This is a genomic window from Streptomyces sp. NPDC111628 (genome assembly GCF_055635195.1).
On sequence record NZ_JBVKBZ010000003.1, the window covers coordinates 67672 to 91429 of the forward strand.

The window sequence follows — 23758 nt, forward strand, 5'->3', positions numbered from 1 at the left end:
GTGCGAGCCGGGCAGGCCCCGGCACCGGATTCCGCCGCACTGGAACGGCTGATGCCGGGCTACCCCGCGCCCCGGCACTGGCGGCGGGTGCCGGTCACCGGCCAGCACTACCTCGACCTCGGCTCCGGCCGGCCGGTGCTGTTCCTGCACGGCAATCCGTCGTGGAGCTACGCCTGGCGCAAGCTGCTGCACCGGCTCGCCCCGCACGCCCGCTGCCTGGCCCCCGACCTGCCGGGCTTCGGGCTGTCCCGGCACCTGCGGCCGGCGGACGGGGTGCCCGACCCCTACGAGGCCCAGCTGGAAGGCCTGGACAGCCTCCATCGCCACCTGGTGCGCAACGAGGGCCTGCCCGAGCGCGGCTGGACGTTCGTCCTGCACGACTGGGGCGGCGCGCTCGGAACCGCCTGGGCACTGCGCAACCCGGGCGTCGTGGCCCGCCTGGTCGTCTGCAACACCGTGGCCTTCCCCTTCCCGGACGGTTTCCGGCTGCCGTTCTACCTGCGCTGGATCCGCGACCACCGGCCGGTCGCCGAGCTCGTCCACGCCACCAACGCCTTCGCCCGCGTCGCCGTACGGGCCGGAGTCCACCGCCCGCTACTTCCGGGCGAGCGGCGGGCCTACCTGCGGCCCTACGCACGCCACACGGAACGCCGGGCGGTCACCGACGCCGTACGAGCGATCCCCCGAGGTCCCGCGGACCCCGCGTGGCGCCTGCTCGAACCCCCAGGCACCGGGGCCGGCCTGGCGGACCTGCCGCTGCTCGTCGGGTGGGGCATGCGCGATCCCGTGTTCACTCCGGACCTGCTTCAGGAGTGGGCCCGCCGGTGCCCGCAGGCCGTCATCCACCGCTTCCCCGGCGCCGGGCACTTCGTCATGGAGGACGCCGCGGCCGAACTGGGCGACCACATCCGTGACTTCCTCCAGGGGGCCCCATGACCACGACCGCCGCGGACTTGACCGGGCGCCTGGCCGAGCGGCCGGACGCCATCGCCCTCGTGGAATGCCGCAGGGGAGCCTCTCGGACGACCCGCCGCGGCGAACTGGTGCGCCACTGCCGCCACATCGCCCAGGGTCTGCGCGACGCGGGGGTCCGGCCCGGACACAAGGCCGTCGTGATGACCCGCGACGCCCACGATCTCACCGCCGTCTCGTACGCACTGGTCCTTCTCGGCGCCGTACCCGTGCTGATCGAACCGCGCGCCGAGGTGGGCCGCTGCCTTCAGGACATCGCACCGGACGTCTTCGTCGGGGAGCCGCTGGCCCACCTGGGGCGGCTGGCGCTGGGGTGGGGCCGCCCCCACGTCCGGACTCCGCTGGTGACCGGATCCGCGCCGCTCCCCGTGGGACGGCGACTGGTCACCCGGACGCCGGCCGGCGGTGCCTCGTCCCCGCAGGTGCGTGAGCCCGGCGCCGACGAACCGGCCCTCATCGCCTTCACGTCCGGCTCCACGGGGCGGCCGAAGGGCGCCGAGTACCGCCATTCCACCCTGGCCGGTCAGCTCGACGCCCTGACGACGCTGATGGCTCCCCGGCCCGACGACGTACTCCTCGCCGGATTCCTGCCGGTCGCGCTGCTCGGTCCGCTGCTGGGCCTGGCCACCGTCGCCCCGGCGGTGAACCACCTGGCCCCGGCCCGCACCTCGCCGGAGGAAGTCGTCGGGCCCCTTCGGGAACACCGGGCGAGTATCGTCCTGGCCTCCCCCGCCGTCCTCACCCTGATCGCCCGTCACTGTGCCCGCCACGGCGTCACCCTGCCCTCGGTCCGGCAGATCCTGTCGTTCGGAGCTCCGCTGCGCACCGGTCTCGCCGACGCCCTGCGCGACGTTGTGCCGGACGACGCCGAGATCCTCAGTGTGTACGGTGCCACGGAGTGCCTGCCCGTGTCCGCGATCGGCGACCACGACCTGCGGGCCTCGCGCACCGCCCCGCCTGCCGGGCACTCGGGCACCTGCCTGGGACGGCCGCTGCCCGGCGTCCGCGCCCGGATCCTGGACGCCGACGCCACCGGGCTCGGCGAGATCGCCGTCACCGGCCCCACCGTCAGCCCCGTCTATCACGCGCGTCCCGACGCCGACGCCACCACCAAGAGCGACACCGACCACGGTGTGCTGCACCGCACCGGGGACCTGGGCCGGCTCGACGACGAGGACCGGCTGTGGTTCCTGGGCCGTAAGGCCCACCTGGTCACCGGCACCGGCTTCACCCTGACCACCGAGGACATCGAGGCCGCGGCGGACACCGCCCCCGGCATCCGGCGCACCGCCCTCGTCGGCGTCGGCACGGCCGTGTGCCAACTGCCCGTGCTCTGCGTGGAACCCCTGGCCTCCACCCCCCGCGCCTCCGCCCTGGAGGCGGTCCGCGCCGTTCTGAAGGGCCACCCGGACGGGCACCGGGTCGGCGCCGTGCTGATCCGTACCGCCTTTCCCACCGATCCCCGGCACAACTCAAAGATCGACCGGATGCGACTGGCCGGCTGGGCCGCCAAGCGCCTGCGCGGGAGAGTTCGATGAAGGTACTGGTCACCGGCGGAAGCGGCTTCCTGGGACTGGAAATCTGTCGCCGGCTGAGCGCACGCGGCGTCGTCACCTCTTCCCTCAACCGCCGCCCGAGCGGCGCGCTGCAACGGCTGGGCGTCCACCAGCACCTGGGCGACCTCGCCGATGCCGCCGCGGTCTCCCGTGCCGTCGCCGGGTGCGACGCCGTCATCCACAACGCCGCCCTGGCCGGCGTCAGCGGCCCTCTGCGGCCCTACTGGGCCACCAATGTCGTCGGCACCCGGCATGTCATCGAGCAGTGCCGCGCCCACGGCGTGCGCACGCTCCTCTACACCTCGACCGCCAGCGTCGCCTTCCGGCCCGGCGGTCTGGAGGGTGTCACGGAGAGCCTTCCCGTCGCTCCCCGTCACCTGGCCGCCTACCCCGCCACCAAGGCCCGCGCCGAGGCGCTGGTACTGGCGGCCCACGGCCCGGAGCTGGCCACCGTCTCGCTGCGCCCGCACATCATCTGGGGCCCCGGCGACCCCCATTTCGCCCCCGCTCTCGCGCGCGCCGTGCGGGCCGGCCGCCTGCCGATGCCCGGTGACGGGGGCAACCTTGTCGACACCACCCATGTCCGCACCGCCGCCCACGCCCATCTGCTCGCCCTGGACGGCCTGCGGCAGTCGCCGGAGACCGTGGGCGGCCGCGCCTACTTCATCGGGCAGGGCGACCCGCGTCCGCTGCGTGAGATCACCCGGCACTTCCTGCGCGCCGCCGGCATCGACGCCCACTGGTGCGCCGTACCGCCCCGGCTCGCCACCGCCGGGGCCGCGGTCGGCGACACGCTCCTGCGCGCGGCACGCAGTACCCGCACCCACGCCCTGAGCCGCTTCCTGGTGGCGGAGCTGCTGCATCCGCACTACTTCGACCTCACCGCGGCCCGCCGTGACCTGGGCTTCGCGCCGGCGGTCGGATTCGACGCCGGTATCGCGGAGCTGACCCGGTCCACCCCGAACGACAGCGAGGAGACACCGTGCCGGACACCTACGACACCATCCGATCCATCCTGAGCAGCGCCTTCCGCGTCCCCGTGGACGAGATCCGGCCCGACCTCACGCTGGAACAACTGGACCTGGACTCCCTGGCCCTGACGGAGCTGGTACTCATCGTGCACGAGCACTTCGGGGTGAAGATCGACAGCGCGTACGCCTCCCGGAGCACGACCGTCGCGCAGGTCGCCGGCCACCTCGACACATTGCGCGCGGGCGACACCGGGGCGGTGGCCTCCTCGTGACCGATCCCGTCGCCGTCACCGGCCTCGGCCTGATCACCCCCGCCGGGGAGAACACCGGCGCCACCTGGGACACGGTCCGCCGCGGCGCGGGCACCGCGGCCGCGCACGACCCGACGCTGGCCGGCCTTCCGGTGGACTTCTCCTGCCGCGTCCCACTGTGCCGCGACGACCTGGACCGGCGCGTCGGCCGCACCGCCTGGCGCATGTCGCACAACGCCGTGCTGGCGGTGCTCGCCGCCCGTGAGGCGGTGCACGACGCCGGCCTCGATGCCCGGACGTGGGACGGCGACCGGGTCGCCGTCGTCATCGGCTGCGGGCTGGGAGCGGACGCGGTGCGCGAGGAACAGTCCAGGCGGCTGACGGAACGGGGCGCCGACATGGTCTCCGCGCTCACCATCCCTCAGATCATCCCCAACATGGCGGCCGGGGAGGTCTCCATCGACCTCGGGGCCCGTGGCCCCGGCCTCGCCCCGGCCACCGCCTGTGCCTCCGGCGCCACCGCCGTCGCCGTCGCCCGCGACCTTCTCGCCGCCGGCCGGTGCGACGTCGCCGTGGCCGGAGCCACCGAAGCCGCCGTCACCCCGCTGTCCACCACGGGCTTCTGGCGCGCCGGTGCGCTGTCCCGCCGCACCGGGGAGGTCACCGGCGCGTCCCGGCCGTTCGCCGCCGACCGTGACGGCTTCGTCATGGCAGAGGGCGCCGGCGTCCTCGTACTGGAACGGACCGCGGACGCGACCACCCGTGGTGCCCGCGTCCGCGCTCTGCTGGTGGGCTGCGGCAGCACCTCGGACGCCCACCATCCCACCGCGCCCGCCCCGGACGGCCGGGGCGCGGAGGCGGCTCTGCGCACCGCCCTGGCGGACGCGGGTCTGGCTCCGCACGACGTCGACCACGTCAACGCCCACGGCACCTCCACGCCGGCCAACGACGCCGCCGAGTCAGCCCTGATCGCCCGGGTGCTGCCGCACCGCCCCAGTGTCACCGCGCCCAAGGGTGTGCTCGGCCACAGCTTGGGCGCGGCGGGCGCCGTGGAGGCGGCGCTGACCGTGCTCACCCTTCAGCACGGCACGGTGCCCCCGGTCGCGAACCTGGACACTCCGGCTCCGGGGTTCGACATCGACTGCGTCACCAAGGAGCCCCGCCGGCAGGACGTCCGTATCGCCGTCAGCCACTCCTTCGGCTTCGGCGGACACAATGTCGTCCTTGCCATGGCCAGGGCCTCCTGACCTGCTCGGCGGTCGGGAGCGGTGGGGCGGACGACGGGCCCGCGTTGGTTCAGTGGGAGTCCGGGGCCAGCCGGGGGCCTGAGTTCGTCCGCGGGGCTCGTTCTCGCGTCGGGCCGGCCGGTTGGAAGAGACGTCGGGCGGCAAGCCACCGCGTCAACCACGACGACGCCGCCGGTGACCTTGATGGCGCGAAGGGCCACCAGGCCGACGGCCAGGCGCCCCCTCGCGCTGTCGACGGAGTCCAGCAGTCCGCGCAACCGGTCGCCGGCCAGAGGCTCTGACGACACGGGCGTCGTGAGGGAGAGACCGACGACGTGAGGGAGAGACCGGAGAGCGGGTTGGCGAAGACCGACCCTCCTGCCTGCCAGCAGGTGGGCGTGGAGGTCTGCATGCCGGCACCTGCGCTCCGCGCCTGACGGCATGTCCAGCATCGACTCCGTACGCGATGTCTCTCCGGAGAACCTGCGGGAACCGCTGCATCGTCGAGCACGACCTCCATGCTCAGCGTCCCGGGCCCGGAACCGCTCGGCCTCCGTGAACCCCGGCTTTGCCGCGAGGCGCATCGAGCAGACGTTGGCGGTCTGGGTGGCGAGCACCACCGGCCCGCCGGAAATGACGCCGTCGAACCAGTGGGGTGCTGCCGCGCACGACTCGGTGGCGTACCCGAATCCCCACGCCCGCGGCAGGAACATGTGGCCGAGATCAACCTTCCCCGCAGCAGCCGGGCTATGGTGCTCCGATGGTCTCCTGAGCAGGATCTGGCCGATCATCACCCCAACGAGATCGACGACGAAAACTCTCGGGCCTCGGGCTCACGGGGCACGAGCCGCTCCGTGCTGATGCGGGCAGGCGGCCGGGTGACGGGTCCGAGCGCAGTCATCCGACAAGCGGACCAGCAGGCTCGGCAGCGATCAAGGCTCGCGAACTGATCAGCCCACGGACCCAACCCGCAATCCGCCGACGACCCGACCCAGCACCGCGTCGCCCTCCCCGGCTGTTCTGTCCCAGGTCGGCATCTCCTCGGGACGCGGCGTGGTCGGGGCCGGCTGCATCGGCCGCCTCGTCGCAGGCGGCGCGGGCAGCCGTTGCTAGCGCGTTCGTGCCCGCTCAAGGAGCACGTTCAGCCTGGCCGGTAACCGGCGACTGCCTCTGAGTATCCCCTTCGGCCGGGCGCCCAGCGGCGGCAGCGACGCGGCCCACGATCTCCTCGGCGGGACCATGCCCCGCGCCTTCCAGCGCCGCACGCGCCGGGCGACGTCGCGCGGGACGGAGTGGACGCGCTCGTCGCGCCCCTGCCGGCCGAGGGTATGGAAGCCGCCGGCCACTTCCTGGCTCCTCGGACGGCTCGACCGGTCCGTCGGCGGTCGCAGGCCGCTTCGTCCGGGACCGGGTACCGGGCTACTCGCCGTGCGGGTCCGAGTGGTTGAGCGTCTCGACGACCTGCTCGTAGTCGCCGCGGGCCTCCCCGTAGCGCAGGTACTTCACGCGTTCGACCTGGATTTCCCGGGCGTCGGGCTGGGTCTCGATCAGACTCACCACCTCAGCGATGAACTCGTCGAGCGGCATGGCGTGCTCGTTGTCCTCCTGCCCGGGCAGCAGCGCCGTACGGACGGACGGCGGCTCCAGTTCGAGAATCTTCACCGACGTGCCGGCGAACTGGAGCCGAACGGACTCGCTGAGCAGGTGGATGGCCGCCTTCGACGCGTTGTAGCTCGGCGTGACCTTGAGCGGCGTGAACGCCAGGCCGGAGGAGACGGTCATGATCGTGGCGTCGGACTGGGCTTGCAGATGCTCGACGAATGCAGCGATGAGGCGGATCGGACCGAGCACGTTCGTCGTGATCGTGGACTCGGCGGTGGTGAGGAACGATGCGGGACGGCGCCAGTCCTCGATGTGCATCACGCCGGCCATCGTCACCAGGACGTTGAGGTCCGGATAGCCCGCGAGCACCTGCTTCGCGGCAGAGGCGATGCTCGCGGCGTCCGTGGTGTCGATCTGAACGGTGCCGATGCCCGGATGCCTGGCTGCGATCTGTTCCAGCAGCTCGGCACGTCGGCCACCGACGATGACGGTGTTGCCCCTGGCCTGCAACGCGAGGGCGAGGGCGAGACCGATGCCGCTGGTGGAGCCGGGGATGAAGACGGTGTTTCCGGAGATGTTCATGCTCCGATCGTCGCCGGTCCCCGCGGGCGGGTTCAGGGAGCGGTTGTCGGGGGATCGGCGATCCCTGGCTCGCTGTCCGGCGCGGGACGACAATTGACAGCATGGACCGTGCAGCAATGGCCGACTTCCTGCGCCACCGCCGCGAGGCACTCCAGCCGGAGGATGTCGGCCTGTCCCCCGGTGCCCGCCGGCGGGCCCGAGGTCTACGGCGTGAGGAGGTCGCGGCCCTTGCCCTGATGTCGACCGACTACTACACACGGCTGGAGCAACGGCGCGGCCCGCAGCCCAGTGAACGCCTGCTGGCCTCGCTCGCGCGTGCGCTGCGGCTCACCCGCGCCGAGCGCGACTACTTGTACCGCGTCGCCGGGCACAACGCACCGGCTTCCCTGTCCGACCCGAGTCACATCGCGCCCGCGCTGCTGCGCGTGCTGGACCGACTCGGTGACACCCCGGCGCTCATTCTCACCGAGCTGGGCGAGACCCTGGTGCAGAACAGGATGGCTGTTGCTCTCTTCGGCGACGCGTCCAAGCACACGGGGCTCGCCCGCAGCGCCGTCTACCGGTGGTTCACCGATCCCTCCGAGCGGGCGGTCTACCCCGAGAGCGACTGGGGCCGCCAAAGCCGCGCCCAGGTCGCGAACCTGCGTGCCGCCTACGGGATGCGAGGCGCGCGGTCGCACGCCGGCGCGCTCGTACGGATTCTGCAGCAGTCGAACGAGGAGTTCGCCGAGCTGTGGGAACGGCACGAGGTCGCACAACGCTTCGAGGATCACAAGACGCTCATCCACCCCGAAGTCGGCGCGATCGAAGTCGACTGCCAGGCGCTGTTCACCGAGGACCAGTCCCAGACACTGCTTGTCCTCACCGCTCCGCCTCGGAGCGAGGGTCACGAGAAGCTGCAGCTCCTGGCCGTACTCGGGCTCCATCGGTTCACCGAAGCGGAGGATCATCTGCGGTGATCACGAGCGCCGTCGGCCGTGGGGTCTGCATCATGGCCGGGGCGCGGGCCGGCTGCGCGGCACAGGGTGAGGGCTCGCAGTCCCCACAGTCCCTTGCCCAGTGCCATCATCCCGCCCGCCAGTGCCAGAGCAAGCACCAGCCACCGCGCCCGATTCTCCGGCAGCCTGCCGGAGAACGTCCGGCCGATCACCATCCCGATGGTCAGGCCACCCGCGAGGCACACCCAGCCCTCGGTGTCGAGGTGGGGCGGGCCGTGGGCGGCGACGGAGTTCATCAACCCGCCCAGTCCGCTTGCCGCGAGTGCGCCCTTGCGTCCGCGCAGGGCCGGTACGCGTGCGCCGCACATGACGAGCAGCACGGCGGCCGTGACCAGCGCGCCCATGAACGTCAGAGGCACGGGCTCGGGCAGGGCCGCAGTCAGCCGGGCCCCGATCAGCACGATGCACATCGCCGCGGTGCACAGCGGCACCATCGCCCCCCCCGCCCGCACCCGCCGCCAGCCCTGGGCCAACCCGGCGAGGCAGATGATCCCGGAGGCACAGTTTGTCAGCACGACTCCTCGGACGGTCCGAGCAGCAGCACCAGCGGGGGCGCGGCGACGAGCGCGAACCCCATACCGCTCATCCACTGCACCGACGCTCCGAACAGCACGATCCCGGCAAGCACCAGGTCATCCATCGAAGCAGTGAACCAAGCCGCCGTCGGCCGCGGGAGGACGCCGTGCCCTTCTGGTGCGCGATCCTGGCAGGGGTGGTGCCGCTCCGGGGCAGGGCCGGCGTCCGCCCTGCCCCCTCATCCGTCGGCGATTCCCCGGAGCAGGGCGCCGAGCACCCGGTTCAGACGTGGTTCCACCTCCACGACGGCGTGGGCGAGCCGGGGATCGCTGCGGTAGAGCGTTTGGATGTGCGGTCCGGGCGTCGCCATCTGCCACAGGGCGCCCGCCAGGCTGGTGGCCGTCGCGATGACGTCCACGGCCTGAGTCTCGTCGACGCCGAGCAGTCGGCGCAGCTCCACGCCGATGCGCCCGACCTCGTCGAGAGTGGCGATCTTGAAGGACCGCACCGACTCGACCGACACGTTCCGTTCGAGATTGAGGGGTGCCTGGGCCAGTAGGTCGCAGAACAGGGGCCTGGCTGCCAGGGTGGCGGCGAGCACTCGCCCGACGTCGTCCGGTGCCGCGCCGGGAAGCTCGCGCAGTCGAGCGCACAACTCCGCGGACCAGTCTTTCCAACCCTCGGCAGTGATCTTGAGGAAGATCTGTTCGCGTGTCTCGAAGTAGCGCAGGAGCGCCGACTTGTGCATGCCCACGGCCGCGGCGATGTCGGTGAGCGTGATCTCGCGGATGCCACGCTCGGTACCCAGCTCGCGGGCCGCTTCGAGGATCGCCTCTTCCCGCTGCTGCTTGGCCTGTGCGCTGCGAGCGCGCTGGAATCCGGACCCGGTCATCACATCATCATAGGGCAACCTTGTTGCGTTATTAACGCAACGGTGTTTCACTAAAGGCATGGAACAACGCAAGCACAGGCAGCAGGTCTGGTTCGTCACCGGCTCCTCGCGCGGCCTCGGGCGCGCTCTGGTCACCGCCGTCCTCGACGCGGGCGACCTGGTCGTCGCCACCGCCCGCCGCCCCGAACAGCTCGACGATCTCGCACAGCGGTACGGCGACGACCGCGTCCACCCGGTCGCTCTCGACGTCACGGACGGCACCGGAGCACGGGAAGCCGTCGATGCGGCGATCAACCGCTTCGGACGCATCGACGTACTGGTCAACAATGCCGGGTACGCGAACGTGTCACCGATCGAGACCACGGACGAAGCCGACTTCCGTACGCAGTTCGAGACAAACTTCTGGGGCGTGTACAACGTCACCAGGGCCGCCCTGCCGGTACTGCGCCGCCAAGGCGCCGGCACGGTCGTGCAGATCTCGTCGGTCGGTGGGCGAGTGGGCGGATCACCCGGCATCGCGTCCTACCAGGCGGCCAAGTTCGCGGTGGACGGATTCAGCCGCGTACTCGCCGTGGAGGCCGCGCCGTTCGGCGTACGTGTCATGGTCGTCGAGCCGAGCGGATTCGCGACCGACTGGGCCGGATCCTCCATGACGGTGCAGCCGGTGCCCGCGGAGTACGAGGAGACCGTCGGCCTCATGAACCGGCGCATGCGCCAGAGCGACGCGGGAACTGCGGGCGATCCCCGGCGCGCCGCCGCCATCATCGTCGGCGCGGCCCGACGCGACAACCCGCCGTCGCACCTCCTGCTCGGCGTCAATGCCGTGGAGATGGCGACGGAGCACTCCCGGCAGCGGCTCGCGGAAGCCTCCCGGTGGGATGGCGTCAGCCGCTCTGCCGACTTCGCCGAGCCCTACCCCGCCCCGATGCCCCCCGACGAGGGAGCCGCGTAGCAGGACAGCCGCGCGGTGGGGGTCCCGGCCACCACCGTCCACAGGGACGGTCCGGAACGCACGGGCCTCCGGCTCAGGCCACCACACCGCAGGTCAGGTGCGTGACCGAGGCCGCCGCCCGCGACGTCACCTGTTCGAGCGTTCGTGGGAGAACACCTTCGAACAGCCGCGTACCCACACCCTCGACCGCCCGCTCCCCCTGACCGCTGACGACGCCGACACCGTTGAACAGCGAGTGCGGTACCCCCCAGTGTGCGACGGCGCCCAGTTGCTCGACGACCTGAGAGCCGATCAGCCCGGTGTCGCCGAAGACCGTGGTCTTCGTGACGTGCCTCTTCACTTCCCGGGAACGCGTGGCTCAGGAATCACTTGGTGCGTGCCGGCGGGAAGCGGCGTTCCGAGCACCCCGAAGAAGAAGGTTTCACGGGCCGTCGACAAAGGTGACCGTCTCCTCCAGAGCGGCCCGGCCCGTGCGGGCGGGCTTCGCCGTGGGGTCCTCGTAGCCGATGGACATGCCGCAGAAGAGCATCAGGTCGTGTGGCGGCGCCACGGTCTCAGCGACCGTGCGGTGGAATTTCGCCCACGCCATCTGTGTGCAACTGTGCAGGCCCTCCTCGCGCAGTAGCAGCATCACATTTTGCAGGAACATGCCAACATCGGACCATTGAGGGCGCCCCAGGTCGCGGTCGATGTAGCAGAACAGCGCGGCGGGAGCCCCGAAGCACTCCCAGTTGCCGGAAGCGGCCCGCTGGCGCGCCTCCGTATCCTCGCGCGCGATACCGAGGGCGCCGTAGCGCTGCTCGCCGAAGGCGGACCGCCGCTCGCGGTACGGCGACTTCAGATGCTGCGGGTACTGCTCGTACTCCGATTCGTCGAAGGGGTCGCCGGCGTCCAGGCGAGCCCCCGCGCGCTTCTTCAGCGCGGTCAGTGGACCACCGCTGAGCACGAAAGCGTGCCAGGGCTGGAGGTTCGATCCGGAGGGCGCCCAGGCGGCGGCGGACAGCACGCGCTTGAGCACTTCTCGCGGGACGGGCCGGTCGGAGAATCGGCGGACCGACCGCCGGCTCTTGACCGCTTCGTAGACATCCATGAGGACACGTCTCCCTGGTCGCTCTGATCATAATTGCGATCGCGACAGTATCATTCGCGACCATCTCGTGTATAACTAGACGCCGAGCCTGACCAGCGCCCGGCCGCTTCCGGGCGCCATACCGCCGTCTGGAGAACCCATGGCCACGCTTCTGCACATCGACTCGTCCGTCTTCCCGGCCAAGGCGTCCGCGTCCCGGTCCGTCACGGCCGTGTTCCGCCGAACCTGGGAGGAGCAGCACCCAGAGGGCACGGTGATCTACCGCGACCTCGACACCGACCCGGTCCCGCACATCACCGCGGCCGCCTGGTCCGCCGGTTACGCCGACCCGTCCGAGCACACCGAGCGCCAGTCCGCCGCGTTCGCCGCACGCCTGGAGCTCATCGAGGAGCTGGAGCGGGCTGACGTCATCCTGATCGGGGCCCCCATGTACAACTACACGGTCCCTTCCACCCTCAAGGCATGGCTGGACAACGTGCTCCTGCTCGGCCGCACGGCCGGCGAGTCGCCCTCCGCGCAGGGCACTCCCGCCGTGGTGGTCGCCAGCCGCGGCGGCTCCTACGCGCCGGGCACCCCCCGCGAGAACTTCGAGTTCGTGCAGAACTACCTGGACGCTGTCCTCCGCAGCACCCTCGGACTGGACCTGGAGTTCATCGTCCCCGAACTCACCATGGCCCCGCGCAATCCGGCCATGTCCGAACTGATTCCGCTCTTCGAGACTTCGCGGGAGCGCGCCCACAGTGGGGCGGTCACCAAGGCGAAGGAACTCACCGAACGCCTCACCGCGGACGACGGCAGGTGACGCGCGGCTGACCCACCCGCCCGCCGGAGCAATTCCCCGGGCGTGCCCTAGGCCTCGCAGCCGCCCGGATGCGCGAGGCGGGTCAGCAGACGCATCAGCTGCGCGGAGCCCTCCGGGCCCAGGTCGGCGACCAGCCCTTCGGCCAGCGGCGCCGCCGCGACGTGGGCCGTGTCGAAGAGCTCCAGCCCCTCCGGGGTGATCTCCACGGCCCGTGCCCGACGGTCCCCCGGGACGGGCTTGCGCACGGCGAGGTTCCTGCGCTCCAGGTCGTCGACGACCCGCATGATCCCCGCCTTGTCCGTCCCCGTCTCCGCCGCCAGGTCGCGCTGCACCGTGGGGCCGCGGTCGACGAGGACGATCAGCACCGCGAAGTGCCGCAACTCGATCCCGAGTGGCCGCAGCGCCTCCGACATCACCCCCGCCGCGCGCCAGTGCGCGCGGCGCAGCAGCAGCCCCAGGGCGAACGGCGAGGCGTCTCCGGGGCGGTCGCTCGCACGCGACGCGGCGTCTCGGGAGGAAGCGTGAGCGGCCATGACGGCATCGTACCGTCGCCGAGTCGCCCGATACCGTTCCCGTGATCTCGGGCCATGGAGTGTTCGCCGTGCCGACAGGACGAGCCGGCCGGGCCGGGTTGTGCGGAGGCGGACTGCTGACCTTCAGCTGTCGTGAGTTCGCGGTCCGGCAGCGGTGGTCGTGGGCCGGTCGTCAAGCGGGCGTCTCCGGTACAGCACATGCCGTCCGTCACGTGTCCGGGTGACCAGTTCCGAGGAGTGCAGGACACGCAGGTGTTCAACCCGGATCCGGAACCCCGACGCCCGCCATATCGCCGGCCGCGCCGGAACCCTTCGAGGGACGCGTTGGCGGGACGGGGCAAGGTACGTATGCGCCCGCGAAGCCGCCGATGGCGCCTCAGCGCTGCGATTTCGGCGGCTCGGCCCTCTTGTGCGAGCCCGTGTTACTGGCCTCTTCGGTCTTCGTGGCTTTGCCGGGTGGGCGGCGGTTCCGGGCTTTGCCTGACGCGCCGCTCTCCGATGCCGCATGCGATGAGCTCATGTCGCCTGGTGCGCCCTGCGTCGGGGAATCGTGTACAAGTGCGACGGCAGCCTCGTCCAAGCCGGTGCCGGTCTCGCCGCGATCGAGGCCACCGCCGACGGCCGTCCTGCGTGCACTCAGCGACCGTCAGGCCACAGGTGGCGGGCGGCTTCTTCGCCTCTCCCTGGCAGGCACGGCCTCCTGGTTGCTGCACGACATTCCGCCGGCCCCTCTCCGGGACGAAGCCGACCTCCACGACCCCGGACCCTGGCTCACCGAGGCCGCATCCCCCTACGGTCCGCTGCGCCATGCGCTGTCCCCGGTCCACTACGAAGGCGCACCCGCGAACTGGAACCGTGGACCGACTCGTTGGGGTACCGATCTGCCGCACTGGGCGTGAACGGCGCCGAGGAGCCCGGCCGAGCCGTGAGCACGCGGCCCGTGCCCGGACCGAACCGCTGCACTCCCTGGTCGTCGGGCGGACTGCACCCAGTTGGGGCTACAGCAACATTCCGTGCCGCACGTACCCGCGGCGCCGGGGCATCCGGCACACAATCCCCGAGGAGACCGACAGCCAGGCCGCCCGCCTGCGCAAGGGCTCACGCGGCCGACGGCTGCCCGGCGTCGACGAAGAGCGATTCAAGAAGCGCCATTGCGGTCGAACGAGCGATCAACAGGCTGAAGCAGTCCCGGGCCGTGGCCACTCGCCACGACAAGCGCGGCTACGTCTTCCTCGGCACCGCCACCACCACAGCTCTGCTCATCCGGCTTCGGAGTTGAGCCGGCACCTCACCAAGGGACCGGCCGGTACGCCAGAGCCTGGTCGACCACCTCGTCGGCCGAGGCGCAGTCCGCGTCCATGATCCGCTGTATGAGCGCGACCGCCTCCGCGCGGCTCATCTCTACAGCACTCAACAGGTGCCTCCGCTGAGTCACCCTGACGGGACGCGTGGTCGCCCGGACAACTCCTCGTCGTGTCCGATCAGGGGCCGACCCCCTGCGCTCCGGCCACGTTGTGTGGCGCTGCCTGTGTGTGCGTGCGTGCGTGCGATGCATCACGTTCGTGTTCGCTCGAACCGCTCCGCCCAGTAGGCGGTTCGGTCCAGGTAAGACGTCTCGGCTGCTGGACCGGTCAGTCCGTAGGCTCCGTCGTAAGTCTGGTACCCGTGTCCCGCTGGTGGGGTGCCGTCCGCTGGTTCGATCGAGCTTCCTTCATGCCACTCATTGAAGGACGTGACCGAAACCCATGTCGGTGTGCCGCCGGTTGCGGGGGCGAGCGCGTTGCTCCATTGCCGGTCGTAGGCCGCGCCGTCATCTCTGTCTACGGTGGGGGTCGTGTTGCCGGGTACTGCTCGGTCGTCGATGTAGCCGGGGGCGACCGACGGGGACCAGACGAGGTTGTGGGCGCGGGCGTAGTCGCCGGCCTGCTTCCAGCCGGGGGCTGTGGCACCGGCGATGCCGTCGTAGGTGTACATCCCGGAGAAGTGCCGGATCTTGGTGGTGTCGGTGGTCTGGGCGAGCACGATGCTGTCGCCGGTGACCTCGTCCAGTGCCGTCCAGTCGGTGATGTCGAGGCTGCTGAAGATGTAGAAGGCGCCCTTGTTGCCGTGCTCCGCGGAGCGGTAGAAGGCCGGGTGATCGCCGTAGGCGGTGTTGAGGTAGCGGATGTCGGCGGCGGTCGAGGCGGCGGTGCGGCCGGCGTACGGCTCCAGGTGCCAGGCCACCTTGATGCCTTCCTTCTGCGCGGCGTCCAGGACGCCGCGGGCGATGCGGTCCTCGTAGCCGCCTTGGCCCCACCAGCTGTAGACGAGGACGCCGGCGCCGGAGCGGGCGATCCACTTCATGTGCTGTGCCACGGCGCGGGTGTAGTCGGCGGAGTCGTACGGGCCGAGCGCCGGGTACAGGTCGGCGCCGATGTCGTCGGGCGGTGCGTGGCCGCCTTGCTGCCAGTGCCGCCAGTCGCCGTTCACCGCCGGGCTGCCGTACCAGGGGTAGTAGAACAGGTGCACGTTCTGATTGAGGGCGTTGGTGGCCGGGCCGGTGCCCAGGGTGAAGGTGTCGATGTCGAAGAGCGCTCCGCTGCCGCCGGTGAAGGTCAGGACGAGGGGGCCCGCGGCGGAAGTGGTGAGCGTGGTCGACACGGTGGTGAAGGTCTCCCAGCCTCCGGTCACCGGTACCTGCGCCGAGCCGAGCAGGGGGCCGGTGGGCGAGCCGGAGCGCACCTGGATCGTGCCGCCGCCTCCCGCCGAGGACACGGTGGCCGTGAAGGTCGAGGCACCGTCCGTGGAGAGCGCGGCGTAGGCGGCCCAGTCGCCGTTGTCGATGTAGCCGAGGGTCTGGCCGCCGCTCGCCGCCGCGTGACCGGCCGCCTGCACGCCGGAGGCGGAGGTGTAGGACTCCGCCTCGGTGGCTCGGGGGCCAAGGGGCGAGGAGCAGTCGGCCGGGGCCTGCCCCGCGGCGTACCGTACGGCGCCGAGGAGCAGGTTCTTGAACGCCGGGTCGTTGTAGGACTCGGCGGTATGACCCAGGCCGGTGTAGAAGGAGCGGCCCTCGCCCTGGGGGTGGCACCACGTGATCGGGTGGTCGGCGCCCATCCCGCCGCCGTCGTAGGTGCTTTCGTCGAGGGTCTGCAGGACGTGCACGTCGGAGCGAGGGTTGGTGCGGTAGTCGTACCACTCGTCGGTGCGGGTCCAGGTGGGGCCGAGGTGCGCGGTGGCCGGGTGGGTGCGGTCCTCGTTGTCCACAGTGGCCTGCTGGACGGCGGGGTGGCTCTTGAAGTGGGCGCCCACCAACTGGTGGTAGTAGGGCCAGTCGTATTCGGTGTCGGCCGCGGCGTGGACGCCGACGTAGCCGCCGCCGTTGTCGACGTACGACTGGAGGGCGTTCTGCTGGGTGGCGTCGAGGACGTCGCCGGTGGTGTTCAGGAAGACGACCGCCTCGTAGGGGGCCAGGGCCGCGGGGCTGAAGGCGGAGGCGTCCTCGGTGGCCGTGACGGAGAAGTCGTGCTGCTGGCCGAGCGAGCGCAGGGCCGAGGTGCCGGCGGCGATGGAGTCGTGGCGGAAACCGGCGGTCCTGGAGAAGACCAGGACGTCGAAGGCGGCGGCCGCCTCGGGGGCGGCGGCGTGGGCCGGGGCGGTGGGCAGCAGCAGCGCGCCGGCCGCTGCCACGGCGAGGGCAGGCAGGTGCCGGGGAGTGCGTCGGGTGCGTCGGCTCATGGTCAGCGCCCCTTCCGTGCGGAGGTGGTGAGGGTGAAGGTGTCGATGTCGAAGAGTGCTCCGCTGCCACCGGTGAAGGTCAGGAACAGGGGACCCGATCCACCGGCGGTGAGTGGCGTGCTGACGGTCGTGAAGGTCTCCCAGTCGCCGGTGACCGGAACCGTGAGGGAGCCGAGTCGGGGTCCGGTCGCCGAGCCGGCGCGGATCTGCACGGTTCCTCCGGCTCCGCCGGAAGAGACCCTGGCCGAGAATCCGGTGGCCCCGGCGGTGGGGACGGAGGCGTAGCCGGCCCAGTCGCCGTTGTCGATGTAGCCGAGGGTCTGGCCGCCGCTCGCCGCCGCGTGGGCGGCGGCCTGCACGCCGGAGGCGGAAGTGAACGCTTCCGCCTCACGGGTGGTGTCGGCCGCGCCGGTGCCGAAGGTGAACGCGTCGAGGTCGAAGAGGTTGCCCCGGCCGCTCGGCCCGCGGAACACGAGGTACAGCTCAGTGCTGGTGGCCGGGATGTCGGACAGGCCGTTGGAGACCTCGGTGAACGCCTCCCAGCTGCCGGTGACGGGGACGTCGGCGGCGCCCAGGAGAGTGCCGGTCGCGGACCCCGCACGGATCTCGATGCTGCCGCCGGCTCCGGCGGAGGATACGCGGGCCGAGAAGCGGTCGGCGCCGGTGAGATGGTACGGCTTGAAGGAGATCCAGTCGCCGTCATCGGTGAACCCGACGGTCTTGCCGCCTTCCGCGGTGCCGTGTACGGCGGTCTCGACACCCGACCGGGCCGTGTGGTGCTCGGCCTGGCGGTGGCGGGGCTGGAGGGTGCGCACGGAGTGCCCGGTGAGGCCGCCGTTGTCGGTGTACTCGGCGTCGAGGACGCCGTAAAGGTTGGCGGCGCTGTCGTGTTCGCCGTCCTGGGGCACGTCGAGGGTGCCGTTGCAGCCGCTCGCGGAGGTGATGGAGTGGGTGTGGCTGTCGTGGCCCAGGAGGTAGGTGACCTTGACCTTGGCGCAGTCGACGGTGGTGTCCTCGGGGTCGGTGACCTGCACACGGAAGGGCATGGTGTCGCCGAAGGAGAACAGGGCGCCGTCGGCCGGTGTCTGGAGGGTGACCGTCGGTGCGGTGTTGCCGGTGGTGATCACCAGGCTGGCCGTGCCGGTGAGGCCTTCGGGGTCCTTCACGGTGAGCGTGGGGCGGAAGGTGCCCCGGGTGGTGTAGGTGTGGCTCGGGTCGGGCTGGGTGGAGGTGGAGCCGTCGCCGAAGTCCCACGAGTAGGTCAGTGGCCTGCCCTCGGGGTCGCTGCTGCCCTGGGACGAGAACCGCACCGTCAGCGGCAGGGCGCCGGAGGTTTTGTCCGCGGCCGCCTTGGCCACCGGATTGCGGTTGCTGCCGCCGACGTACTCGATCCGGTACAGGGCCTGGTTGTTGCCGCCGGTGCCGTAGTCCAGCACGTACAGCGCCCCGTCGGGTCCGAAGTCGGTGTCCATCACCTGGGTGCCGTTCCAGGGGAAGTCCTCGATGGTGCCGTAGGACCCGTCGCCTCCCACCTCGACCGTCTTGATCCACTGCCGTCCGTACTCGGCGGCGAAGAAGCGTCCGTCCAGGGACCGGGGGAACTTCACGGGCGAGTCCAGGGCCGGGTCGAAGCGGTAGACCTCGCCACCCATCGGGGACTCCGAGCCACCGCCGAACTCCGGCGGTGAGCCCTCGCCGCCGTATCTGATCCAGCTCGGCTTCGCGGGTGGCAGCTTGCTCCGGCCGGAGTTGTGCGGGGAGTTGTTCGTCGGGCCGTCGGCGCAGTCGTACTTGCCGCCGGAGGGGCCGTTGGGGAACGTGTACTCGTTGTACGTCTCGGCGGTGGTGTTGGTGCCCGTGCAGTAGGGCCAGCCGTAGTTCCCCGGACCGGTGACGCGGTTGAACTCCACCTGGCCGCCGGGACCGCGGCCGGCGTCGGCGCCGCCCGCGTCGGGCCCGTAGTCGCCGAGGTAGACCACCCCGGTCGCGCGGTCCACGGACATGCGGAACGGGTTGCGGAAGCCCATGGCGTAGATCTCTGGCCGGGTGCCGGGAGTGCCGGGGGCGAACAGGTTGCCGGCGGGGACGGTGTAGCCGCCGTCGGCGGTGGGCTTGACCCGCAGCACCTTGCCCCGCAGGTCGTTGGTGTTGCCCGAGCTGCGCTGCGCGTCGAACTGCGGGTTGCGCTCGCTGCGTTCGTCGAGGGGTGCGTAGCCGGCGGAGTCGAAGGGATTCGTGTCGTCACCGGTGGTCAGGTAGAGGTTGCCGGCCGCGTCGAAGTCGATGTCCCCGCCGACGTGGCAGCACTGGCCGCGGTCGTTGGGGACCTCGAGCACGACCTTCTCGCTCGCCGGGTCCAGAGTGTTGTCGCTCTTGAGGACGAAGCGCGAGAGGTTCAAGTGCCCCTTCCACGGGGCGAAGTCCGCGGCGCTTCCGGTGACCGGCGCGTCGCCTGCCGGAGTGTCCAGCTTCGGTGAGTAGTACACGTAGACGTATCGGTTGGTGGCGAACCCGGGGTCTGCGGCCACGCCCTGCAGGCCCTCCTCGTCGTGGGTGTAGACGTCGAGCCGACCGGCCACCTTGGTGTTGCCGGCGCTGTCGGTGTGGCGGACGGTGCCGTCCCGTGCGGTGTGCAGCACCGAACGGTCGGGCAGGACGGCCAGGGACATGGGCTCGCCCAGTTCGGCGGCACCGGTGGCCAGTTGGACCTGCTGGTAGTCCCCGGGCGGGATGTCCCGCGACGCCGCTGCCGCGGTCGACAGGGGTGCCGCGGCGGCTGCCGGGAGGAGCAACGCGAGTGCCATGAGCCATCTGAGCCCCGTACGGGGGCGCTGGGACATGTCGGAGTTCCTTCCTGACGGTGGGGGAAGTCAGGCAAGGCGCGCGCCGGCCGCGCTTGCCGCGTGCAACAGCGGCGTACCACTGCAGGGATCTTTACGCGATCTACTCAGCGAATTTCTGCTCTCTGCAGGTTAGTTGCATCGTGGTGAGGGGTTGAGGGTTTGTCAACTCCCTGAACGAAGGCGGATTGGACTACACCAAGCCTTGACAAGACGTTTCACTCACCCCTTAACTCACGCAATGAAGTAACCTCCTGCCACCCCCACCGCCGCTCGTCGCCCTGATTGCATGTCATGTGCATGATCTTTCGGCGGGCAGAACAGGACAGGGACTCGTGATCAGCGACTCTCACCTCCGCCCCACCGTGCGTACCGTGCTGGGCACAGCGGCTGTCGCCGCACTCCTCGCAGGCTTCGCCTCCTTCCCCGCCGACGCGGCCGTGTCCGCCTCGGGGCGGATCACCGGCGTAGGCGGCAAGTGCGTGGACGTCGCGGGCGCCGCCACCGCCGACGGAACGGCCGTCCAGCTCTACGACTGCAACGGCACCGCCGCCCAGCAGTGGACGACAGGCTCGGACGGCACGCTCCGCGCCCTCGGCAAGTGTCTGGACGTCACGTCCGGCGCCACCGCCGACGGAACCCGCACCCAGCTGTGGACGTGCAACGGCACCGCCGCCCAGCAGTGGACCGTCACCGCTGCCGGGGACATCGTCAACCCGCGGGCCGACAAGTGCCTGGACGCGACGGGCAACAGCTCCGCCAACGGCACTCCGCTGCAGATCTGGACGTGCACCGGAGCCGCCAACCAGAAGTGGACGGCACCGGGCGGCACCGGCGAACCGCCGACGGAACCCGGGCCGGGATCGATGGCCGTCGCGCCGTACCTCTACAACGGCTGGGGCAGCCCGCCCAGCCCCACCACCGTGATGAACGCCACCGGCGTCAAGTGGTTCACCCTCGCGTTCGTCCTGAGCAACGGATACTGCAACCCTCAGTGGGACGGGGGCCGTCCCCTGACCGGAGGAGTCGACCAGCAGACGATCAACACCGTCCGCGCCGCGGGCGGGGACGTCATCCCGTCTTTCGGCGGATGGAGCGGCAACAAGCTGGAGAGCTCCTGCGGAAGCGCGGGCGAACTGGCCGCCGCGTACCAGAAGGTGATCAACGCGTACGGCCTCAAGGCCATCGACATCGACATCGAGGCCGCCGCCTACGACAGCCCGACCGTGCAGCAACGCACCGTCGACGCGCTCAAGACCGTCAAGGCCGCCAACCCCGGCCTCAAGGTGTACGTCACCTTCGGCACCGGCCAGAACGGCCCCGACAGCAGCCTCATCGGCAAGGCCGCCGCCTCCGGTCTCACGGTGGACAGCTGGACGATCATGCCGTTCAACTTCGGCGGGGCCGGACAGAACATGGGACAGCTCACCGTCCGGGCCGCCGAGGGCCTCAAGACGGCCGTGAAGAACGCCTACGGGTACACCGACGACCAGGCCTACCGGCACACCGGGATCTCCTCGATGAACGGCATCACCGACAACGGCGAGACGGTGACCGTCGCAGACTTCCGCACCATCCTCGCCTACGCCCAGCAGCGGCACCTGGCACGGCTGACCTTCTGGTCCGTCAACCGCGACCGGCCCTGCACCGGGGGCGGAGCCGACACCTGTTCGGGCGTCTCCCAGCAGCCCTGGGACTTCACCCGCGTCTTCGCGCAGTACGCCGGCTGACCCGCGCTCTCGTTCTCCCCGCTCCCCGCGCGGGTCTCACTCCGCTCCCCCGCGCGGGTTCTCACCCCACTCCCCCGTTCCCCCACTCGAGCCGGTCCCCGAACCGGGCTCACAGGAGACGACACGATGTTCCGACTCCCGCCACCGCACACCCGCTGCGTCGTCCGCAGACCCTCCGTGCGGCGCACACCCCGCCCGTGGGCCGCCGTCCTCCCGGCCGCCGCCCTGGCCGGATCCCTCCTCACCGCCGCCCAGCCGGCCCAGGCCGCCACGGCACCCCACGCCGGTGCGCCCTCGGGCTCCCCGGCGGTCGCCGCCGCCCTGCCCACGGGCTGGTCCACCGTGGTGAACTCCGGCAGCGGCAAGTGCCTCGACGCCCGGGCGGCCGGGACCGTCAACGGCACCGCCGTGCAGCAGTACACCTGCAACAACAGCACCGCGCAGCAGTGGAGCCTCACACCGACCGGCGACGGCTTCGTGCACATCGACAACCGCAACGACGCACAGCAGGTCGTGGACGTGAGCAACGTGTCCACAGCGGACAACGCGGCCGTCCACCTGTGGACGTACGGCGGTGGTGACAACCAGCAGTGGCAGGCCGTCGACGAGGGCGGCGGCGCGTACCGCTTCGTCAACCGGCACAGCGGCAAGTGCCTCGACGTCCCCGCCGCCTCGACCGCCGACAGCGTCCAGCTGGTGCAGTACACCTGCAACGGCACGCCCGCCCAGCGATTCCAGGTCACGCCCGTGAGCAGCGTGCCCGGAGACGTCGACCTCGGCCCCAACGTGGCCGTGTTCGACCCCTCGATGCCGTCGTCCACCATCCAGGAGCGGCTGGACGCCATCTTCCGCCGGCAGGAGACCAACCAGTTCGGCTCCCAGCGCTACGCCGTACTGTTCAAGCCCGGCACCTACCACAACGACGTCAACGTCGGCTTCTACACCCAGGTCGCGGGCCTCGGCCAGTCACCCGACTCGGTGACGATCAACGGCGCCGTGCACGTGGAGGCCGACTGGTTCCCGCCGCAGAACGCCACCCAGAACTTCTGGCGCGGCGCCGAGAACCTCTCCGTCAACCCGACCGGCGGTACCGACCGCTGGGCCGTCTCCCAGGCGTCCGCGTACCGGCGGATGCATGTGCGCGGCAACCTGGAGCTCAGCGACGGCGGGTGGTCCAGCGGCGGCTTCATGGCCGACTCCAGGATCGACGGCCAGGTCCGCTCCGGCACCCAGCAGCAGTGGCTGACCCGCAACTCCCAGCTCGGCGGCTGGACCGGATCGAACTGGAACATGGTCTTCGTCGGCAGCCAGGGAGTGCCCGGCACCAGCTTCCCCAACCCGCCCTACACCACCGTCGACCGGACACCCACGGTGCGGGAGAAGCCCTTCCTGTACGTGGACGACTCGGGCGCCTACAAGGTGTTCGTCCCCGCACTGCGCGCCAACTCCTCGGCCGCCAGCTGGGCCGACGGGGACCCGGCAGGAACCTCGCTCGGCATCGACCAGTTCCACGTCGTCAAGCCCGGCGCGACCGCGGCCCAGGTCAACGCCGCCCTGGCCGAGGGAAAGAACCTCCTGGTCACCCCCGGCGTCTACCACCTCGACGAGACCCTGCGCGTGACGCGGCCCGACACGGTCGTCCTCGGTCTCGGCCTGGCCACCTTCGTCCCCGACAACGGCATCACGGCGATGACCGTCGCCGACGTCGACGGAGTGAAGGTCGCGGGCCTCCTCTTCGACGCCGGAACCACCAACTCCCGTACCCTCATGGAGGTCGGCTCCGCCGGAGCGTCCGCCGACCACGCGGCGAACCCCACCTCCCTGCACGACGTGTACTTCCGGGTGGGCGGAGCAGCCGTCGGCAAGGCCACCACCAGCCTCGTCGTCCACAGCGACGACGTCATCGGCGACCACATGTGGATCTGGCGCGCCGACCACGGCAGCGGAGTCGGCTGGAACACCAACACGGCCGACACCGGACTCGTCGTCAACGGCGACGACGTCACCATGTACGGCCTCTTCGTCGAGCACTACCAAAAGCACCAGACCCTGTGGAACGGCAACGGCGGCCGGACGTACTTCTACCAGAACGAGATGCCCTACGACCCGCCCAACCAGGCCGCCTGGATGAACGGATCCACCCAGGGCTACGCCGCCTACAAGGTCGCGGACTCGGTCACCACCCACCAGGCTTACGGCCTCGGCAGCTACTGTTTCTTCAACGCGAACCCGGCCGTCACCGCCGAGCACGCTTTCGAAGTCCCCAACACACCGAACGTGCGCCTCAGGAGCATGGTGACCGTCTCACTCGGGGGAACCGGCACCATCCGGCACGTCGTCAACGACCGGGGCGGCCCCTCCAACTCGTCCACCAACGTCGCCAACCTGGCGAGTTACCCGTGAACATCTCGCCGCATGTCTGCTGGTCCCGCCCGCAATCTGCGCACCTGACTCGGCTCGGCGAGTCCCGGTGTGAAGTGGAAGGCACTCTCCAAAGCGATGGGTGATCGTTGTCCGAGGTGGGGGTGTCG

At 70.9% G+C, this 23758-nt stretch carries 18 protein-coding genes and 2 pseudogenes; 10 read left to right on the forward strand and 10 right to left on the reverse strand.

Annotation, left to right across the window (positions count from 1 at the left end):
• From ACZ7MF_RS15295 to ACZ7MF_RS15315, 5 genes are read left to right on the forward strand one after another with little or no spacing between them, the layout of a single operon-like run.
• A complete protein-coding gene (locus ACZ7MF_RS15295) occupies positions 1 to 936 on the forward strand; it encodes an alpha/beta fold hydrolase (protein ID WP_471477291.1) in 936 nt (311 codons plus the stop codon).
• A complete protein-coding gene (locus tag ACZ7MF_RS15300) occupies positions 933 to 2510 on the forward strand; it encodes an AMP-binding protein (RefSeq protein ID WP_471477292.1) in 1578 nt (525 codons plus the stop codon). The genes ACZ7MF_RS15295 and ACZ7MF_RS15300 overlap by 4 nt, the downstream gene beginning before the upstream one ends.
• Complete coding sequence (locus tag ACZ7MF_RS15305) at positions 2507 to 3547, forward strand: NAD-dependent epimerase/dehydratase family protein (protein WP_471477293.1); 1041 nt, start codon at positions 2507 to 2509, stop codon at positions 3545 to 3547. The genes ACZ7MF_RS15300 and ACZ7MF_RS15305 overlap by 4 nt, the downstream gene beginning before the upstream one ends.
• The gene (locus ACZ7MF_RS15310) at positions 3511 to 3771 is read left to right on the forward strand and encodes an acyl carrier protein (protein WP_471477294.1); all 261 of its coding nucleotides are present in this window, start codon (positions 3511 to 3513) and stop codon (positions 3769 to 3771) included. The genes ACZ7MF_RS15305 and ACZ7MF_RS15310 overlap by 37 nt, the downstream gene beginning before the upstream one ends.
• The gene (locus tag ACZ7MF_RS15315; protein ID WP_471477295.1) at positions 3768 to 4997 is read left to right on the forward strand and encodes a beta-ketoacyl-[acyl-carrier-protein] synthase family protein; all 1230 of its coding nucleotides are present in this window, start codon (positions 3768 to 3770) and stop codon (positions 4995 to 4997) included. The genes ACZ7MF_RS15310 and ACZ7MF_RS15315 overlap by 4 nt, the downstream gene beginning before the upstream one ends.
• Positions 4998 to 5497: 500 nt before the next feature.
• Here the strand turns inward: ACZ7MF_RS15315 and ACZ7MF_RS15320 are convergent.
• Together ACZ7MF_RS15320 and ACZ7MF_RS15325 are read right to left on the reverse strand one after the other, a co-directional pair.
• Positions 5498 to 5877, reverse strand: a pseudogene (locus ACZ7MF_RS15320) (GNAT family N-acetyltransferase); the annotation flags it as partial.
• 518 nt (positions 5878 to 6395) lie between these two features.
• Positions 6396 to 7160, reverse strand: a complete 765-nt coding sequence (locus tag ACZ7MF_RS15325) for an SDR family oxidoreductase (protein ID WP_356867174.1) — start codon at positions 7158 to 7160, stop codon at positions 6396 to 6398.
• Between the two features lie 101 nt (positions 7161 to 7261).
• Here ACZ7MF_RS15325 and ACZ7MF_RS15330 point away from each other — a divergent pair, with 101 nt between their 5' ends.
• The gene (locus ACZ7MF_RS15330) at positions 7262 to 8119 is read left to right on the forward strand and encodes a helix-turn-helix transcriptional regulator (protein ID WP_471477296.1); all 858 of its coding nucleotides are present in this window, start codon (positions 7262 to 7264) and stop codon (positions 8117 to 8119) included.
• A gap of 77 nt (positions 8120 to 8196) precedes the next feature.
• Here ACZ7MF_RS15330 and ACZ7MF_RS15335 read toward each other — a convergent pair.
• Together ACZ7MF_RS15335 and ACZ7MF_RS15340 are read right to left on the reverse strand one after the other, a co-directional pair.
• Positions 8197 to 8786: pseudogene (locus tag ACZ7MF_RS15335) on the reverse strand (sulfite exporter TauE/SafE family protein); the annotation flags it as partial.
• Positions 8787 to 8912: 126 nt separating this feature from the next.
• Positions 8913 to 9566, reverse strand: a complete 654-nt coding sequence (locus ACZ7MF_RS15340; protein WP_471477297.1) for a TetR/AcrR family transcriptional regulator — start codon at positions 9564 to 9566, stop codon at positions 8913 to 8915.
• Positions 9567 to 9624: 58 nt separating this feature from the next.
• Here ACZ7MF_RS15340 and ACZ7MF_RS15345 point away from each other — a divergent pair, with 58 nt between their 5' ends.
• The gene (locus tag ACZ7MF_RS15345; protein ID WP_471477298.1) at positions 9625 to 10518 is read left to right on the forward strand and encodes an SDR family NAD(P)-dependent oxidoreductase; all 894 of its coding nucleotides are present in this window, start codon (positions 9625 to 9627) and stop codon (positions 10516 to 10518) included.
• A gap of 73 nt (positions 10519 to 10591) precedes the next feature.
• Here ACZ7MF_RS15345 and ACZ7MF_RS15350 read toward each other — a convergent pair whose 3' ends face one another.
• Both ACZ7MF_RS15350 and ACZ7MF_RS15355 read right to left on the reverse strand, forming a co-directional pair.
• Positions 10592 to 10858, reverse strand: coding sequence for a hypothetical protein (locus ACZ7MF_RS15350; protein ID WP_471477299.1), 267 nt, complete (start codon positions 10856 to 10858; stop codon positions 10592 to 10594).
• Positions 10859 to 10939: 81 nt separating this feature from the next.
• Positions 10940 to 11608: a nitroreductase gene (locus tag ACZ7MF_RS15355; protein ID WP_471477300.1), complete on the reverse strand. Its 669-nt coding sequence runs from the start codon at positions 11606 to 11608 to the stop codon at positions 10940 to 10942.
• A gap of 139 nt (positions 11609 to 11747) precedes the next feature.
• Between ACZ7MF_RS15355 and ACZ7MF_RS15360 the strand changes: the two genes are divergently transcribed.
• Entirely contained in the window at positions 11748 to 12410 is a 663-nt protein-coding gene (locus ACZ7MF_RS15360) for an FMN-dependent NADH-azoreductase (RefSeq protein WP_471477301.1), read from the forward strand.
• A gap of 47 nt (positions 12411 to 12457) precedes the next feature.
• Here ACZ7MF_RS15360 and ACZ7MF_RS15365 read toward each other — a convergent pair whose 3' ends face one another.
• The 4 genes from ACZ7MF_RS15365 to ACZ7MF_RS15380 form a co-directional block, all read right to left on the reverse strand.
• Positions 12458 to 12943, reverse strand: a complete 486-nt coding sequence (locus ACZ7MF_RS15365; RefSeq protein WP_471477302.1) for a MarR family winged helix-turn-helix transcriptional regulator — start codon at positions 12941 to 12943, stop codon at positions 12458 to 12460.
• 1288 nt (positions 12944 to 14231) lie between these two features.
• A complete protein-coding gene (locus ACZ7MF_RS15370) occupies positions 14232 to 14357 on the reverse strand; it encodes a hypothetical protein (RefSeq protein WP_471477303.1) in 126 nt (41 codons plus the stop codon).
• Between the two features lie 140 nt (positions 14358 to 14497).
• Positions 14498 to 16657, reverse strand: a complete 2160-nt coding sequence (locus tag ACZ7MF_RS15375; protein WP_471477304.1) for a glycoside hydrolase family 99 protein — start codon at positions 16655 to 16657, stop codon at positions 14498 to 14500.
• Between the two features lie 2 nt (positions 16658 to 16659).
• A complete protein-coding gene (locus ACZ7MF_RS15380) occupies positions 16660 to 19497 on the reverse strand; it encodes a carbohydrate-binding protein (protein ID WP_471477305.1) in 2838 nt (945 codons plus the stop codon).
• Positions 19498 to 19862: 365 nt separating this feature from the next.
• Here ACZ7MF_RS15380 and ACZ7MF_RS15385 point away from each other — a divergent pair, with 365 nt between their 5' ends.
• Both ACZ7MF_RS15385 and ACZ7MF_RS15390 read left to right on the forward strand, forming a co-directional pair.
• A complete protein-coding gene (locus tag ACZ7MF_RS15385; protein ID WP_471478829.1) occupies positions 19863 to 21227 on the forward strand; it encodes a ricin-type beta-trefoil lectin domain protein in 1365 nt (454 codons plus the stop codon).
• Positions 21228 to 21353: 126 nt separating this feature from the next.
• The gene (locus tag ACZ7MF_RS15390; RefSeq protein WP_471477306.1) at positions 21354 to 23630 is read left to right on the forward strand and encodes an RICIN domain-containing protein; all 2277 of its coding nucleotides are present in this window, start codon (positions 21354 to 21356) and stop codon (positions 23628 to 23630) included.
• Positions 23631 to 23758 lie beyond the last annotated feature (128 nt).